General features: G+C 71.2%; 16 protein-coding genes. 14 read left to right on the plus strand and 2 right to left on the minus strand.

Annotated features, from left to right (window positions below):
- Window positions 1-20 precede the first annotated feature (20 nt).
- The 11 genes from iolC (at window position 21) to KV102_RS17380 (ending at window position 11,590) form a co-directional block, all read left to right on the plus strand.
- Window positions 21-941 (plus strand): 5-dehydro-2-deoxygluconokinase, encoded by a 921-nt coding sequence (gene iolC / locus KV102_RS17330; RefSeq protein ID WP_220347193.1) that lies wholly within the window; start codon window positions 21-23, stop codon window positions 939-941.
- Window positions 938-1,834, plus strand: coding sequence for an aldolase (locus tag KV102_RS17335; RefSeq protein ID WP_308290359.1), 897 nt, complete (start codon window positions 938-940; stop codon window positions 1,832-1,834). The genes iolC and KV102_RS17335 overlap by 4 nt, the downstream gene beginning before the upstream one ends.
- A complete protein-coding gene (gene iolB / locus KV102_RS17340; protein ID WP_220347030.1) occupies window positions 1,831-2,691 on the plus strand; it encodes a 5-deoxy-glucuronate isomerase in 861 nt (286 codons plus the stop codon). Before KV102_RS17335 ends, iolB begins: the two co-directional genes overlap by 4 nt.
- Window positions 2,688-4,610, plus strand: a complete 1,923-nt coding sequence (gene iolD, locus KV102_RS17345; RefSeq protein WP_220347031.1) for a 3D-(3,5/4)-trihydroxycyclohexane-1,2-dione acylhydrolase (decyclizing) — start codon at window positions 2,688-2,690, stop codon at window positions 4,608-4,610. Before iolB ends, iolD begins: the two co-directional genes overlap by 4 nt.
- Window positions 4,607-5,566, plus strand: a complete 960-nt coding sequence (locus KV102_RS17350) for a sugar ABC transporter substrate-binding protein (RefSeq protein WP_220347032.1) — start codon at window positions 4,607-4,609, stop codon at window positions 5,564-5,566. The genes iolD and KV102_RS17350 overlap by 4 nt, the downstream gene beginning before the upstream one ends.
- Before the next feature lie 71 nt (window positions 5,567-5,637).
- Complete coding sequence (locus tag KV102_RS17355; protein WP_220344358.1) at window positions 5,638-6,675, plus strand: ABC transporter permease; 1,038 nt, start codon at window positions 5,638-5,640, stop codon at window positions 6,673-6,675.
- Entirely contained in the window at window positions 6,672-7,637 is a 966-nt protein-coding gene (locus tag KV102_RS17360; protein WP_220344359.1) for an ATP-binding cassette domain-containing protein, read from the plus strand. The genes KV102_RS17355 and KV102_RS17360 overlap by 4 nt, the downstream gene beginning before the upstream one ends.
- Window positions 7,634-8,788, plus strand: coding sequence for a Gfo/Idh/MocA family protein (locus KV102_RS17365; RefSeq protein ID WP_220347033.1), 1,155 nt, complete (start codon window positions 7,634-7,636; stop codon window positions 8,786-8,788). The genes KV102_RS17360 and KV102_RS17365 overlap by 4 nt, the downstream gene beginning before the upstream one ends.
- Before the next feature lie 5 nt (window positions 8,789-8,793).
- Window positions 8,794-9,792, plus strand: a complete 999-nt coding sequence (locus tag KV102_RS17370; protein ID WP_255561225.1) for a Gfo/Idh/MocA family oxidoreductase — start codon at window positions 8,794-8,796, stop codon at window positions 9,790-9,792.
- Window positions 9,792-10,811, plus strand: coding sequence for a Gfo/Idh/MocA family oxidoreductase (locus tag KV102_RS17375; protein ID WP_220347035.1), 1,020 nt, complete (start codon window positions 9,792-9,794; stop codon window positions 10,809-10,811). The genes KV102_RS17370 and KV102_RS17375 overlap by 1 nt, the downstream gene beginning before the upstream one ends.
- A complete protein-coding gene (locus tag KV102_RS17380; RefSeq protein WP_301021716.1) occupies window positions 10,808-11,590 on the plus strand; it encodes a TIM barrel protein in 783 nt (260 codons plus the stop codon). Before KV102_RS17375 ends, KV102_RS17380 begins: the two co-directional genes overlap by 4 nt.
- A gap of 4 nt (window positions 11,591-11,594) precedes the next feature.
- On the opposite strand, the gene KV102_RS17385 is transcribed toward KV102_RS17380, so the two are convergent.
- Window positions 11,595-12,059 (minus strand): hypothetical protein, encoded by a 465-nt coding sequence (locus tag KV102_RS17385; protein ID WP_220347036.1) that lies wholly within the window; start codon window positions 12,057-12,059, stop codon window positions 11,595-11,597.
- On the minus strand, window positions 12,056-12,844 hold the full coding sequence (locus KV102_RS17390; RefSeq protein WP_220344364.1) for a carboxylesterase: 789 nt from the start codon (window positions 12,842-12,844) through the stop codon (window positions 12,056-12,058). Before KV102_RS17390 ends, KV102_RS17385 begins: the two co-directional genes overlap by 4 nt.
- An 85-nt stretch (window positions 12,845-12,929) precedes the next feature.
- On the opposite strand from KV102_RS17390, the gene KV102_RS17395 reads away from it, so the two are divergent.
- From KV102_RS17395 to KV102_RS17405, 3 genes are read left to right on the plus strand one after another with little or no spacing between them, the layout of a single operon-like run.
- Complete coding sequence (locus KV102_RS17395) at window positions 12,930-13,652, plus strand: 1-acyl-sn-glycerol-3-phosphate acyltransferase (protein WP_220344365.1); 723 nt, start codon at window positions 12,930-12,932, stop codon at window positions 13,650-13,652.
- A 9-nt stretch (window positions 13,653-13,661) separates the two neighbouring features.
- On the plus strand, window positions 13,662-14,822 hold the full coding sequence (macS, locus tag KV102_RS17400) for a MacS family sensor histidine kinase (protein ID WP_220347037.1): 1,161 nt from the start codon (window positions 13,662-13,664) through the stop codon (window positions 14,820-14,822).
- 10 nt (window positions 14,823-14,832) lie between these two features.
- Complete coding sequence (locus KV102_RS17405) at window positions 14,833-15,477, plus strand: response regulator transcription factor (protein ID WP_220344367.1); 645 nt, start codon at window positions 14,833-14,835, stop codon at window positions 15,475-15,477.
- Window positions 15,478-15,513 lie beyond the last annotated feature (36 nt).

A 15,513-nucleotide genomic window follows, 5' to 3' on the forward strand; every position in this document is an offset into this window, starting at 1 on the left:
CCGGCTTCGAGGTGCTCACGATGGGCCGGGTCGGTGTCGACGTCTATCCGGAGCAGATCGGGGTCGGTCTCGACGAGGTGACGTCGTTCGCCAAGTTCCTCGGCGGAAGCCCGACCAACGTCGCCGTCGCTGCATCCCGGCTCGGGCGCCGGGCGGCGGTGATCACCCGCACCGGCGAGGACCCCTTCGGCCGGTTCGTCCACCGCGCGCTCGACGGCTTCGGCGTCGACGACCGGTTCGTGACGGCCGTGGCGGGCCTGCAGACCCCGGTCACGTTCTGCGAGATCTTCCCGCCGGACGACTTCCCGCTCTACTTCTACCGCCTCCCCACCGCGCCCGACCTGCAGATCCGCGCCGACGAGCTCGACCTGGACGCGGTGCGTGCGGCTGATGTCTTCTGGGTCACCGGCACCGGTCTCGCCGAGGAGCCGAGCCGGGAAGCGACCCTGGCCGCGCTCGAGGCACGAGGCAGGCGCGGCGTCACCGTCCTCGACCTGGACTACCGGTCGATGTTCTGGTCGTCGGCCGCGGAGGCGACCGCGCAGGTGGCGCGAGCGCTGCCGTACGTCACGGTGGCCGTCGGCAACCGCGAGGAGTGTCAGGTCGCGGTCGGCGAGTCCGACCCCGAGTCCGCGGCGAAGGCTCTGCGCGACGCCGGGGTGGACCTGGCCGTCGTCAAGCAGGGCCCGGCCGGCGTGCTCGGGTCGGACCGGCGCGAGCACGTGGTGGTGCCGCCGGTCGCCGTGGACGTCGTCAACGGACTGGGGGCCGGTGACGCCTTCGGTGGCGCCCTCTGCCACGGGTTGCTGGCGGGCTGGGACCTGCGCCGGACGCTGGAGTTCGCCAACGCCGCCGGCGCGTACGTCGCCGGTCAGCTCGCGTGTGCCGATGCGATGCCGGACGTCGACCAGGTGACGACGATGCTCGGACGAGCCGCGTGATCGCGCGCGTGACCGACGCCGCCGTCGCCGACCTCGTCGACGCGCGGGTCCGCGACCCCGACCGGATCGCGCGGCTCGCCCGCGGCCGGAGGCGACCGGAGGGCTTGACCGGCCAGACCGGGCGGCTCCTGCTCGTCGCTGCCGACCACCCTGCCCGCGGTGCACTGCGCGCCGGAGACGAGCCGCTGGCCATGGGGGACCGGGCCCGCCTGCTGGACCGGATCGTGAGGGCGCTCGACCGTCCTGGTGTGGACGGATTCCTCGGCACCGCCGACCTCGTCGACGACCTGCTCCTCCTGGGCGCTCTCGAGGGCAAGGTGGTGCTCGGGTCGATGAACCGCGGCGGTCTCGCCGGCACGAGCTTCGAGATCGACGACCGCTTCACCGGGTACGAGGCTGCGGCGATCGACCGGGCAGGTCTCCAGGGTGGCAAGATGCTGCTGCGCATCGACCCGACGGACCCCGCTACCGTGCGGACGATGGAAGCCTGCGCACGTGCGGTCGACGACCTCGCCGCCCACGGGCTCGCGGCGATGGTCGAGCCGTTCATCTCCCACCGAGACGACCGGGGCCGGGTCCGCAACGACCTCACGACCGAGGCTGTGGTGCGCGCGGCCTCGGTCGCCGCGGGTCTCGGCGGGACCTCCGCGCGGACGTGGCTGAAGCTCCCGGTCGTCGACGACATGGAGTCGGTCCTCGCCGCGACCACGCTGCCGGTGGTGCTCCTCGGCGGCGAGGTGTCGGCCGACCAGGGGGCTCAGTTCGCAGCCTGGTCCAAGGCTCTGACCAGCCCGCAGGTGCGCGGGATGGTCGTGGGTCGCTCGCTCCTCTATCCCCCCGACGGCGACGTGGAGGCCGCCGTGGACGCGACGGTGGAGATGATCGCCCGATGAGCCGTCATGTGCTGCACAGCGCTGCCGAAGGCTCGACCGCCCTCGAGGTCACGCCGGAGGTGGCGGGGTGGGAGTTCAGCGGGCTGCGGGTGCTGCGGCTGGCCGCAGGCGAGTCGTACGGCGCCGCCACCGACGACACCGAGGTCCTCGTGCTGTCGCTGTCGGGCTCCTGCCGGGTCCGTTGCGGGGACCAGGTGCACGTCGTCGCCGGACGGCCCGACGTCTTCACCGGACCGAGCGACTTCGTGTACGTGCCTCGGGGGGCGGACTTCGAGGTCGTGAGCGAGGAGGGCGGCCGGTTCGCGCTGGCCTCGGCGCGGTGCGACCGTACTCTCGCGTTCCGGCACCAACCGGTGGTCGACGTGCCCCTCGAGCTGCGCGGCGCGGGCCACGCCAGCCGGCAGGTCCACAACCTCTGCCTGCCGGGCACCTTCGAGGCCGACAGGCTGATCGTGTGCGAGGTGCTCACTCCAGGAGGCAACTGGTCGTCCTACCCGCCGCACAAGCACGACGAGGACGGGGACGGTGAGAGTGCGCTGGAGGAGATCTACTACTTCGAGGTCGCCGACGGCCCGCACGGGGCGGGTTTCGGCTACCAGCGCGTGTACGGGCACGACGGTGCGGACATCGACGTCCTCGCCGAGGTGCGCTCGGGCGACGCGGTCCTCATCCCGTACGGCTGGCACGGCCCGTCGATGGCGGCACCCGGCTACGACCTCTACTACCTCAACGTGATGGCAGGCCCCGGTCACGAGCGGGCGTGGCTCATCAGCGATGATCCCCAGCACGCCTGGGTGCGCGACACGTGGACGACGCAGCCGGTCGATCCCCGGCTCCCGATGGGAGGACCCCGATGACCACGACCCGACTGACCGTCGCCCAGGCCGTCGTCCGTTTCCTGGAGGTGCAGCACGTCGAACGCGACGGTGCCGAGAACGCCTTCTTCGCAGGGTGCTGGGGCATCTTCGGGCACGGCAACGTCGCCGGCATCGGGGAGGCGCTGCTCGAGCGGGAGCTGTCGGACGACCCGGGACGGTTGCGCTACCTCCAGGGCCGCAACGAGCAGGCGATGGTCCACGCGAGCGTCGCCTACGCCCGCCAGCGCGACCGGCTGGCCGCGTTCGCGGTGACGGCGTCGGTCGGGCCGGGCTCGACGAACATGGTCACCGGTGCGGCGCTCGCCACGATCAACCGACTGCCGGTGCTGCTGCTCCCGGGCGACGTGTTCGCGACCCGGGTCGCCAACCCCGTCCTCCAGGAGCTCGAGGACCCGGCCAGCATGACGGCGTCGGTCAACGACGCACTCCGCCCGGTCTCGCGCTACTGGGACCGCATCGAGCGCCCGGAGCAGCTCCCGTCCGCGCTGCTGGCCGCGATGCGGGTCCTCACCGACCCCGCCGACACCGGAGCGGTCACGCTCTGCCTGCCCCAGGACGTCCAGGCCGAGGCGTACGACTGGCCCGAGGCGCTGTTCGACCGGCGGGTGTGGCATGTCGCCCGGCCGGTGCCGGAGGCCGCGGCCGTCGAGCGGGCCGCCGCCCTCGTCCGGTCGGCGCGGCGACCGCTGCTCGTCGCCGGCGGCGGCGTCATCTACTCCGGTGCCGACGGTGCGCTCCGCCGCTTCGCGGAGGCCACCGGCATCCCGGTCGCCGAGACCCAGGCGGGCAAGGGGTCCCTGCCGTACGACCACCCGCAGGCCGTCGGGGCGATCGGTGCGACCGGGAGCGATGCCGCCGACGCTCTCGCCAACGAGGCCGACGTCGTCATCGGGGTCGGCACCCGGTGGAGCGACTTCACCACGGCCTCCCGGACGGTGTTCGCGCGTCCCGAGGTGCGCTTCGTGAACCTCAACGTGGCGAGCGTCGACGCTCACAAGCAGTCCGGGCTCGCGCTCGTCGCCGATGCCCGCGCCGGTCTGGAGGCGCTCGGGGTCGCGCTGGAGGGGTGGCGGGCGCCGGCGGAGCACACCAGCGAGGCGACGGAGCGCGCCCGCGCTTGGGATGCCGTCGTCGAGGCGGCGTACGCGGTCGAGAACGAGCCGTTGCTCGCGCAGTCGGCCGTGATCGGCGCTGTCAACGACGGCACCGACCCGCGCGACGTGGTGGTGTGCGCGGCGGGGTCCATGCCGGGTGACCTCCACAAGCTGTGGCGTACGCGCGACCGCAAGGGCTACCACGTGGAGTACGGCTTCTCGTGCATGGGATACGAGATCGCGGGCGGTCTCGGGGTGAAGCTGGCGGCCGACGACACCGGTGATCCGCGCGACGTGGTGGTGATGGTCGGGGACGGCTCGTACCTCATGATGGGGACCGAGCTGGTCACTGCGGTCGCGGAGGATGTCAAGATCATCGTCGTGCTCGTACAGAACCACGGCTTCGCCTCGATCGGTGCGCTGTCGGAGTCGCTCGGCTCGCAGCGCTTCGGCACGCGGTACCGCTATCGGACGCCTACCGGCCTCGACGGCGAACGTCTTCCGGTCGACCTGGCCGCCAACGCCGCGTCGCTGGGGGCCGACGTGATCGTGGCCAAGGGCCTCGACGACCTCAGGGCGGCGCTGCGCAGCGCGAAGGCGTCGGAGCGTACGACCGTGATCCACGTCGAGACCGATCCGCTCGTCCCGGCGCCGGACAGTCCGGCCTGGTGGGACGTCCCCGTCTCGGAGGTGTCGACCCTCGACACGACCCGGGCCGCCCGAACCACGTACGAGCAGCACAAGGCGGCCCAGCGCCACCATCTCGGGACCATCACAGAACAGCAAGGAGATCGCCAGTCATGAACAAACTCAGGCTCCTCGGAGTCGTCGCGGCGTCAGCGCTGACGCTGACCGCGTGCAGCGGTACGGGCCAGGACGACGGCGCGTCAGACAACAAGAAGGACTTCACCTACGCCGTCATCACGCACTCCAGCTCGGGCGACGCTTTCTGGGACCGGGTGAAGTCCGGGGGCGAGCAGGCCGCGGACGACTACGGAGTCACCGTCCGCTACGAGAGCGATCCCGACCCGGCCGGCCAGGCGCAGAAGATCGACGGCGCGGTCGCCGACAAGGTCGACGGCATCGTCGTCTCCATGGCCAACCCCGACGGCCTGGAGACGGCCATCAAGGGAGCCGTCAGCGCCGGTATCCCGGTCGTCACGATCAACTCCGGCGTCGACCGGTTCCAGGAGTTCGGCGCGATCACCCACATCGGTCAGAGCGAGGCCATCGCCGGCAAGGCCGTGGGGGAGCGGCTCAAGTCCGAGGGCCTCAAGAACGTCGTGTGCGTGATCCAGGAGGCCGGCAACGTCGGTCTCGAGGAGCGGTGCAAGGCCGTCAACGAGACGCTCGGCGGCAAGGTCGAGAACCTCCAGGTCGACGGCACCGACGACGCGGCCGTCCAGGCGAGCATCACCTCCAAGCTCCAGGCGGACTCCGCCGTCGACGGTATGCTGACCCTCGGTGGGCAGTACGCGATCGACGCGGTCGCAGCGGTCGAGCAGTCAGGCAGTGGCGCGAAGGTCGCGACGTTCGACCTGTCCGAGGACGTCATCACCAACATCCAGGACGGCAAGATCCTCTTCGCCGTCGACCAGCAGCCGTACGTCCAGGGCTACCTCGGGGTGACCACCCTGTACCTCAAGGACCTCAACGGCAACGACCTCGGTGGTGGCCAGCCGGTCAACTCGGGACCTGCGTTCGTCACGCAGGAGAATGCCGACGACGTGCTCCAGTTCGCGAAGAACGGCACGCGCTGACAACGCCTGGTGGGGCCTCGTGAAAACGAGGCCCCACCACCCCTCTCAGCCACCGTGACAGGAGAACGACGATGGCAACGGCTACCGCACAACCAGACGAGCGGGTCGCAGCGACGGGACCGGTCGCGCGACTCCTCAAGCGCCCGGAGATCGGCGCACTGATCGCCGCGCTCGCGGTGTTCCTCTTCTTCGCCCTCACCACGGAGACGTTCGCCACTCCCGCCGGGGCCAGCACGTGGCTCCAGACCTCCTCGACGATCGGGATCATGGCGGTAGCCGTCGCGCTGCTCATGATCGGCGGCGAGTTCGACCTCTCCGCCGGCGTCATGACCGGCTTCACCGGACTGACGGTCGGGGTTCTCACCACGCACTGGGGCCTCAACATCTGGGTCGCGATCCTGGTCGCGTTGGCCCTCGCGCTCGCGGTCGGCGCGCTCAACGGCTTCATGGTGATGAAGACGGGCCTGCCGAGCTTCATCGTCACGCTCGGCACGTTCTTCGTGCTCCAGGGCATCGACCTCGCCCTCGTCAAGCTCATCATCGGCCAGGTCGCAATCCAGGGGATGTCCAACGTCCCCTTCTACGACCAGCCTCACAAGATCTTCGGATCGACCGTCACTGTCGGCGGCGCCACCATCCACGTCTCGGTCTTCTGGTGGATCGCCGTCACGATCATCGCCTCGTGGGTGCTGATGAGGACCCGCGCGGGCAACTGGATCTTTGCCGTGGGCGGTGCGCAGACCGCCTCGCGACAGGTCGGCGTGCCCGTCTTCCGGACCAAGATCGGTCTCTTCATGACCACGGCCTTCGCAGGGTGGCTGGTCGGGATGCTCGTGCTGTTCCGTACCTCGACGGTCCAGAGCAACACCGGCATCGGCCAGGAGTTCATCTACATCATCTGCGCGGTCGTCGGCGGGTGTCTGCTGACCGGCGGGTACGGCTCGGCGATCGGCGCCGCCCTCGGCGCGCTGATCTACGGGATGGTGAACCAGGGCATCCCGTACTCGGGGTGGGACAGCAACTGGCTCAAGGCAGTCCTCGGCGTGATGCTCCTGGGGGCCTGCCTGATCAACAACTGGGTTCGCAAGAGGGCGGAGAACGCGCGATGAGCACAGCGAGCAGGGACGAGGCCACCAGCGACGACGTCAGCACCAGCGCTCCGCCGCCTCGCGGGACGACGATCGTCGAGGTCCGTGACATCGGCAAGCGCTACGGCAACATCATCGCGCTCAGCGACGTCTCGACCACGGTGAAGGCCGGTGAGGTGACCTGCGTCCTCGGCGACAACGGCGCGGGCAAGTCGACGTTCATCAAGATCCTCGCCGGCGCCCACGAGCACAGCGAGGGGACGCTGCTCGTCGACGGCATCGCGCGGCAGTTCTCCAGCCCTCGCGCGGCTCTCAACCTCGGCATCGCCACCGTCTACCAGGACCTCGCGGTCGTGCCGCTGATGCCGGTGTGGCGCAACTTCTTCCTGGGCTCGGAGCCGACGAAGGGCCGTGGTCCGCTCAAGCGGCTCGACATCCCCGCCATGAAGCGGATCACCAAGAGCGAGCTCGGCGACATGGGGATCGACCTGCGTGACGTCGACCAGCCGATCGGCACGCTGTCAGGCGGAGAGCGGCAGTGCGTCGCGATCGCCCGCGCGGTGCACTTCGGGGCCCGCGTACTGATCCTCGACGAGCCCACCGCCGCGCTCGGGGTGAAGCAGTCCGGCGTCGTCCTGAAATACATCGCCAAGGCTCGCGAGAGGGGCCTCGGCGTCGTCTTCATCACGCACAACCCGCACCACGCCTACCCCGTGGGTGACCGCTTCGTGCTGCTGCGCCGCGGACGCAGCATGGGCGACTTTCCCAAGTCCGAGATGACGCTCGACGAGCTCACCGCGATGATGGCCGGTGGCACCGAGCTGGAGGCGCTCAGCCACGAGCTGAGCCGCGACCTGGGTGCCGACTCCCCCATCGCGCAGGAGATGAGCGCAGACGCCGCCGGTGTCGAGGCAGCGGTCGAGACGTCGCACGGCGCGACGACCGAGACGTCCCCCGGACACGGCACGTCCCCGCGCCCATGACCGACGAGCTCCGGCTCGGGATCGTCGGGTTCGGCTGGATGGGCGAGGTCCACGCGCGAGCCGTCAGCCGCCTGGCCCACCACTTCGCCGACCTACCGCGGCGCGTCCGGGTGGTCGCCGCAGCCGATCCTGCCCCCGACGACCGGCTCGGGCGGGCCGCCAGGGCTTACGGTGCCGAGGTGCTCGTGGAGGACTGGCACGACCTGGTCGCCCGCGACGACGTGGACGTCGTCTCGGTGACCGGACCCAACCACGTCCACCGAGATGTCGCCGTCGCGGCGGCTCGGGCCGGCAAGCACCTGTGGGTGGAGAAGCCGGCCGGGCGGACCGCGGTCGAGACGCGCGAGATCGCTGCCGCAGCCCGAGAGGCGGGCGTCCAGGCGACCGTCGGGTTCAACTACCGCAACGCGCCCGCTGTCCAGCGCGCACGGGAGCTGGTGGCCTCGGGCCGGATCGGCGCGGTGACCCACACGACGGTCCGGTTCCTCTCCGACTACGCCGCGCACCCCGCCGGGGCGCTGACCTGGCGGTTCCGCCAGGACCTGGCCGGCAGCGGTGTGCTCGGTGACCTTGTGAGCCATGCGGTCGACCTCGCCCGTCACGTGGTCGGGGAGATCGGCGAGCTGGTCGCCGACGACGGTCGCTTCATCCCTCGGCGTCCGGCGGCTGCCGGTGCTGCGTCGCACTTCTCCCGCGGTGGTCAGGGACCGCTGCAGGAGGTCGAGAACGAGGACTACGTCTCCGCGCTGCTGCGCTTCGCCGACGGGTCGCGGGGCGTGCTCGAGGCGGGGAGGACCTCCGTCGGCGAGCAGTGCTCGTACGGGATCGAGGTGCACGGCGAGCGTGGTGCGCTGGCGTGGGACTTCCGCCGGATGGGCGAGCTGCGCGTCTGCCTCGACCAGGACTACCAGGACGCCTCGTACGCGACGGTGTTCGTCGGACCGGAGGACGGCGTCGCGTCCGCGTTCCAGCCCGGGGCGGGGATCGCGATGGGGTACGACGACCTGAAGGTCATCGAGGCCCTCCGGCTCGTCGAGTCGATCGCCACCGGCACGCCGCGTGGCGCGACGATCGACGATGCGGTCGTCGCTGCCGAGATCGTCGAGGCGATGCGTGCCTCGATCGTCGAGCGACGGTGGGTGGCGCTGTGACGGGCATGCTGCGGGTCGGCGTGGTGGGTGCGGGGGCGATGGGTGCCGACCACGTCCGTACCCTCACCACGACGGTCCCGGGCGTTGCCGTCACCCAGGTCTACGACCGCGACACCGACCGTGCCGAGCAGGTCGCCGCGGCGGCCGGGGGTGTCGCGGCGCGGTCCGCCGAGGACCTGATCGCCTCCGACGAGGTGGACGCCGTGGTGGTCGCCTCCCCGGATGCGACCCACGCCGATCTGGTCCTGGCCTGCATCGCCGCGGGCAAGCCGGTGCTGTGCGAGAAGCCGCTCGCGGTCACCTCCGAGGAGGCGCTCGGCGTCGTCGAGGCCGAGGTGTCGGCCGGACGCCGGCTGGTCCAGGTGGGGTTCATGCGTCGGTACGACCCCGGCTACAACCGCCTCAAGGCGACCGTGTCCTCGGGTGCGCTGGGTGAGGTGAGGGTGGTCCACAACGTGCACCGCAACGCCTCCAGCGCCACGAGCGCCACCGGACCGGGCATCGTCACCGGGTCGATGATCCACGAGCTCGACACCGTCCCGTGGTTGCTCGACGACGAGGTCGTCGGCATCCGGGTCGAGTCGCCGGTCAAGGACGGCCTGCCCGACCCCCAGCTGGCGACGCTGGAGATGGCCGGAGGGGCACTCGCGACGGTCGAGGTGTTCGTCAACGCCGGCTACGGCTACGACGTGCGGTGCGAGGTCGTCGGCACGAGCGGCACCGCGGCGCTGACGCGCGGCGCCGACGTCAGCACCAGGATCGCCGGGGTCGAAGGGATCGTGGTCGCGAGCGACTTCGTCGTCCACTTCGCCGACGCCTACCGGGTCGAGCTGTCAGCGTGGACCCGAGCCGCGCGAGCCGGCGGCGTCGACGGGCCGACCGCCTGGGACGGCTACCTCGCGAACCTCGTCGCCGAGGCCGGCGTCACCGCGTTGACGAGCGGCGTGCGGCAGGCCGTCACGCCGGTCCCGCGTCCTGACCTCTACCCCCGGCGGGCTGACTGATGAACGGGGTGCGCATCGGGCTGATCGGCGCGGGTCGTATCGGTGCTGCCCACGCCGAGACGTTGGTCCGGAGGGTGCACGGAGCCGATCTCGTCGCCGTGGCCGACCCGCGACCGGGTGCCGCGGCGGCGCTCGCGCAACCGCTGGGAGCCCGCGGGGAGACCACCGCTGAGGCGGTGACAGCCGCCGACGACATCGACGCGGTCGTCATCACCGCCTCTTCGACTGCGCACTCGGCACTGGTGGTCGCGGCGGCAGAGGCGGGCAAGCACGTGTTCTGCGAGAAGCCGGCGGGCATGACGATCGCCGAGATCGACGCCGGTGTGGCGGCGGCCTCGGCTGCAGGCGTGGTGTTCCAGGTCGGTTTCAACCGGCGCTTCGCCCGGGACTTCCGCGCGGCTCACGACGCGGTCGTCGACGGCGCCATCGGCCAGGTGCGGATGCTCCGCTCGCTGACCCGCGACGCCGGGGAAGGACCGCCCGACCCTGCTGCCGTGCCTCCGTGGACGATCTTCACCCAGACGTTGATCCATGACTTCGACATGCTCAACTGGCTCAATCCGGGCGCTCGTGCGGTCGATGTCCTCGCCACCGCCGACGCCCTCGTCGCGCCGCGGCTGAAGTCGTCCGGGCTGCTGGACTCGGCGGTCGTGGTCATCCGCTACGACAACGGCGCCATCGGCACTGCGGAGGCCAGCTTTGCTGCGGCCTACGGCTATGACGTACGGGCGGAGGTCCTGGGCTCCGCGGGGATGGTGACCGCCGGCGACGCGGCGGCCTCGTCCATGCGGCTGCACGATGCGTCGGGGCGACGCGCTGCCACCGCCCGCAGCGACGTCGCGCTGCTGGGTGACGCCTACGCCGCCGAGCTCGCCGAGCTGGTCGCCGCCGTCCAGGAGCGCCGGGCCCCCGAGGTCACCGGCGCGGACGCCCGCGCCGCGCTCGCGATCGCCGAGGCATGCATCGCCTCGATCCGCTCCGGAGGCCGGGCCGAGGTTGACCCAGGAGTCCTGGCGTGACGTTCACCCTGGCGGCCTGCGCCGAGATGGTCCATCTCGACCTGCCGCACCTCGAACGCGTGAGGAGGATCCACGACGCCGGCTTCGCCGTCGAGATCTGGGGCTGGACCGACAAGGACGCCGCGACGCTCGCCGCCACCGGCGCACGGTTCACCTCGATGACCGGCTACCTGCACGGCGACCTGACCACGCCCGAGGGAGCCGACGCCCTCCTTCGGACCGCGGCAGCGTCGATCCGGTTCGCGCACGAGATCGGCTGCCCCACCCTCAACGTCCATGGCACCGGCCTGGGCGACGGTGGCCTCCCGGTCCGGCCGGTCGAGCACGTCACGGGCGGCATGTGGCTCGCCGCCCGGCGGACCCTCGAGCGGCTCGCTGCGCTGGCCGAGGGGGAGGGCGTGACCTACGTCCTCGAGAACCTCAACACCGAGGTCGATCACCCGGGGACGCCGTTCGCACGCGCCACCGACACCCTTGCGCTCGTCCGGGAGGTGGGCAGCCCGCACCTCCGGATGAACCTGGATCTCTACCACGCCCAGATCGGCGAGGGGAACCTCGTCGATCTCGTACGGCGATCGATCCCGTACCTCGGTGAGGTGCAGGTCGCCGACGTTCCGGGACGATGCGAGCCCGGCACCGGCGAGATCCGGTGGTCCTACGTCGCCCGTGAGCTCGCGGCGGCCGGGTACGACGGGGTCGTCGCCCTGGAGGCGTGGGCCTCGGTTGACTCCGACCTCGCGCTCGAGCGCTTCCGCGACGCGTTCACGGTCGAGCACTGACCTCTCAGAGGACCGCGCCGTGGTCGGGGTCGTCTCCCCGGTCGTGGTCTCCTCGGCGGACGAGCAGGAACACCAGAGCCACCACGAAGGCGACCACCGCGACGCCGGGGATGATGCCCGGCACCGGCGCGCCGATCACGGCGAGGGCGAAGAGCAGCAACGGCCCTCCGACCAGGCCGCCCCACGCCACCCTGGTCCACAGGTCACCTCGCGGCATCGGCTCGGGCTCGGGTGGGACGAACTCCTCCTCGTCCCACGCGTCGTCGTCCTCGTCGGGGACCGGGTCGGACCAGCGCGGCTGGAAGACGCCCTGGGGTTCGAGGACGTCGCGGGGATCGGAGGTGCCTGTTGCGTCATGTGGATCGGACGTCGGACGATCCTCGGCAGGCGGGTCGAGGTCGGGCATCGAGAGTTCGAGGCCTGCGACGATCCGCTCGAACTCCTCGTCGTCGGAGGTCGCGCCGCTCACAGGGCCGGGTCACCCTCCAGCGTTGTGCCGGCGGTGTGCCGGGCGATGAAGTCGGCCGACTCCGACCAGATGCGCTCGGCGTCGTTGTCGAGCGTGGCGACGTGGTAGCTGTCGGTGAGGACGACCTCGACCGCCACCGCAGAGGAGACCCCCGCGAGGATGAGGCGACCCGACGACGGGTCCACGACGTGGTCCTCGGCCGACCGGAACATCAGCAGCGGCTGCGAGACCTTGTGGAGGTTGGCGCGGACGTCGGCCCACAGCCGCGTCTGCGACCACAGCGCGTGGAGCGGGGTCCGGTCGTACCCGGACTCCTCGACGCCGCTCTTCTTGATGTCGTTGCCGATGCCGGCCAGCGACGGCACCAGGTGACGCACCACCGGGAGCGCGGCGAGCCGGCGGTCGGCGATGGTGACGGCCGGGTTGACCAGCACGACGGCGTCCAGGTCGTCGGGTCGCTGCTCGGCGAGCCGAAGCGCGAGGGCGCCGCCCATCGACAGCCCGGCGACCGCAACGTGCTCGCAGCGTCCACGCAGCTCCGACAGGGTCCGGTCGGCCTCTGCGTACCAGTCGTCCCAGCGGGTGCGGTTCAGCTCCTGCCAGGTGGTGCCGTGGCCGGGAAGACGGGGGACCCGCACGGTGAAGCCCCGGTCGGCAAGGTGGCGTCCCCAGGGAGCCATCGACGCCGGCGAGCCGGTGAAGCCGTGGAGCAGCAGCACGCCCGTCGGTCCTCCGTCGGCGACGAGCGGGTGCGCGAGGGGGTGCAGCGCAGGGGAGTCGGCCATGAGCCCATCTTCGCCCAGTGCCGCCCGTCCGTACAGCAGAGGGTGTCAGGCGCTGTACGCTTTCGCTGATCAAGGAGGGGATGATGTGACCTACTGGCTACTCAAGTTCGTGTTCCTCGGTCCGCTGCTGCGGCTCGTGTTCCGGCCTGAGGCCTCCGGGGCCGAGAACGTCCCCGCTGAGGGCCCGGTGATCATCGCGAGCAACCACCTCTCCTACAGCGACTGGCTGTTCATGCCGCTCGTCGTCCCGCGGCGTGTCACCTTCGTCGCCAAGGCGGAATACTTCACCACCCCCGGCATCAAGGGGTGGTTCCAGAAGACGTTCTTCTCGTCCACCGGTCAGGTCCCCATCGACCGGACCGGCGGACGTGCGTCCGAGGGCGCTCTGCGCACCCAGCTCCGTCTGCTGCGCAAGGGCGAGGTGTGCGGGATCTATCCCGAGGGCACCAGGTCGCCCGACGGCCGCCTCTACCGCGGGCGCACCGGCGTCGCCCGGCTGGCGCTCGAGTCCGGGGTGACCGTCGTCCCGGTGGCAGTGCGGGGCACCAACGTCGTCGCACCCCCCGGCAAGGTCTTCGGCCGCTACACGCGGCCGACCGTACGGTTCGGCGAGCCGCTCGACTTCAGCCGCTACGAGGGCATGGCCGACGACCGCTACATCCTTCGGGCGGTCACCGACGAGATCATGTACGAGATCATGCGGCTCTCGGGCCAGGAGTACGTCGACACGTACGCATCCCGCTCTCGCAGGCCCGGGCCCGAGTCGCTCTCGGACGCTCCGCCCCGCGAGCTCCCGAAGGCGTCGTAGGCCGCGAGCATGGACCGCGTGACGCGCGCCGCGCAGCAGGTCGACGACCAGTTCTACCGTGTCCTCACCGTCCTGCGGGCCGTGACGCTGGTCTACGCCGTCGGCGTCAACGCCGCCCGTTGGCGCGACTTCGAGCATCCTGTCGCAGCGTGGTTGCTCATCGGCGTGATGGTCATCTGGTCGGGCGTGGTCACGTGGCTGTACGAGCCCCGCCACCGCGCGACGTGGGTCTTCATCGTCGACATGGTGGTCACCCTGGCGCTCCTGCGTTCGACGCAGTACGTCCACACGCCCGAGATGCTCGCCGAGCACACGTTCACCCTCACCACCTACTGGGTGACCACCGTCGTCGTGTGCTGGGCGGTGCGCTGGGGGGTCACGGGAGGGCTGCTCGCCACCGCCATCGTGCAGACCGTCGACGTCACCATGCGTCCGACGGTCAACTCGTCCACCGTCGGCAACATCTTCCTGATGGTCCTCGCCTCCATGCTCGTCGGCTTCTGCGCCCACGCCCTGAGGGTCTCGGCGGTGCGCAGGGTCGAGGCCGAGCGTGCGGCGGCGATGGCCAGCGAGCGCGAGCGGCTCGGTCGCGCGGTGCACGACGGCGTTCTCCAGATCCTCGCGCTGGTCCAGCGACGCGGCAACGAGATCGGAGGCGAGGCCGCCGAGCTGGGGCGTCTGGCGGGGGAGCAGGAGCTGGCGCTGCGGAGTCTCATCCAGTCCCGGGGACGCGACGAGCCGACGACCGACGGTCAGATGATCGACCTGGGCCGGGCCCTCGACACGCTGGCGGAGCCGCGGGTGAGCGTCGCGACGCCGAGCCGTCCGGTCATGCTTCCGGCGGAGGTCGTCGAGGAGCTGGTCGCTGCCATCCGGGCGTGCCGCGCCAACACCACGCTCCACGGCGGGCCGGAGCCGTCCACGTGGATCCTGCTCGAGACCGTCGGCGACCGGGTGGTCGTGAGCGTGCGCGACGACGGACCCGGGATCCCGTCAGGACGGCTGGAGGAGGCGGAGGCCGAGGGCCGGATGGGTGTCGCCACGTCGATCAAGGGACGTCTGCGTGACCTGGGCGGGAGCGCTGACCTCGTCGACACCGGCGGACAGGGGTGCGAGTGGGAGCTCTCCGTACCCCTGACGCGTGTGTCGTGGCCCACAGGCGCACGATAGGGTGCGGCCCATGGTGCGAGTGATGGTCGTGGACGACCACCCGTTGTGGCGGGAGGGCGTCGCGCGTGATCTGACCGAGGCCGGCCTCGACGTGGTCGCGACCGCGGCCAACGGCGTCGACGCGATCAACCGGGTGCTCGCCACGCGGCCGGAGGTCCTCCTGCTCGACCTCAACATCCCCGCTCCCGACGGCGTCGAGGTGACCGCGACGCTGACCCAGCGCGGGCTCGACACCAAGGTCCTCGTCCTGAGCGCCTCCGGCGAGCAGCAGGACGTCCTCGACGCCGTGAAGGCCGGTGCGAGCGGCTACCTCGTCAAGTCGGCGTCACGCGAGGCGCTGCTGGACGCGGTCCAGGCGGTGGCTCGTGGAGAGTCGGTCTTCACGCCCGGGCTCGCGGGCCTCGTGCTCGGCGAGTACCGCCGGCTGTCGGAGGCACCCCCGACCGACGAGCCGGACGCGCCCCGCCTGACCGAGCGGGAGACCGAGGTGCTGCGCCTCGTCGCCAAGGGTCTGACCTACAAGCAGATCGCCGAACGCCTGGTGCTGAGCCACCGTACGGTCCAGAACCACGTCCAGAACACCTTGCGCAAGCTCCAGCTGCACAACCGGGTCGAGCTGGTCCGCTACGCGATCGAGCGCGGGCTCGACGAGTAGCCACCACACCGCCGCTGACGCTGGAAGGGGAGTCAC

Origin of the sequence: Mumia sp. zg.B53 (assembly GCF_019550935.1) — a bacterium.
Classification (GTDB): domain Bacteria; phylum Actinomycetota; class Actinomycetes; order Propionibacteriales; family Nocardioidaceae; genus Mumia.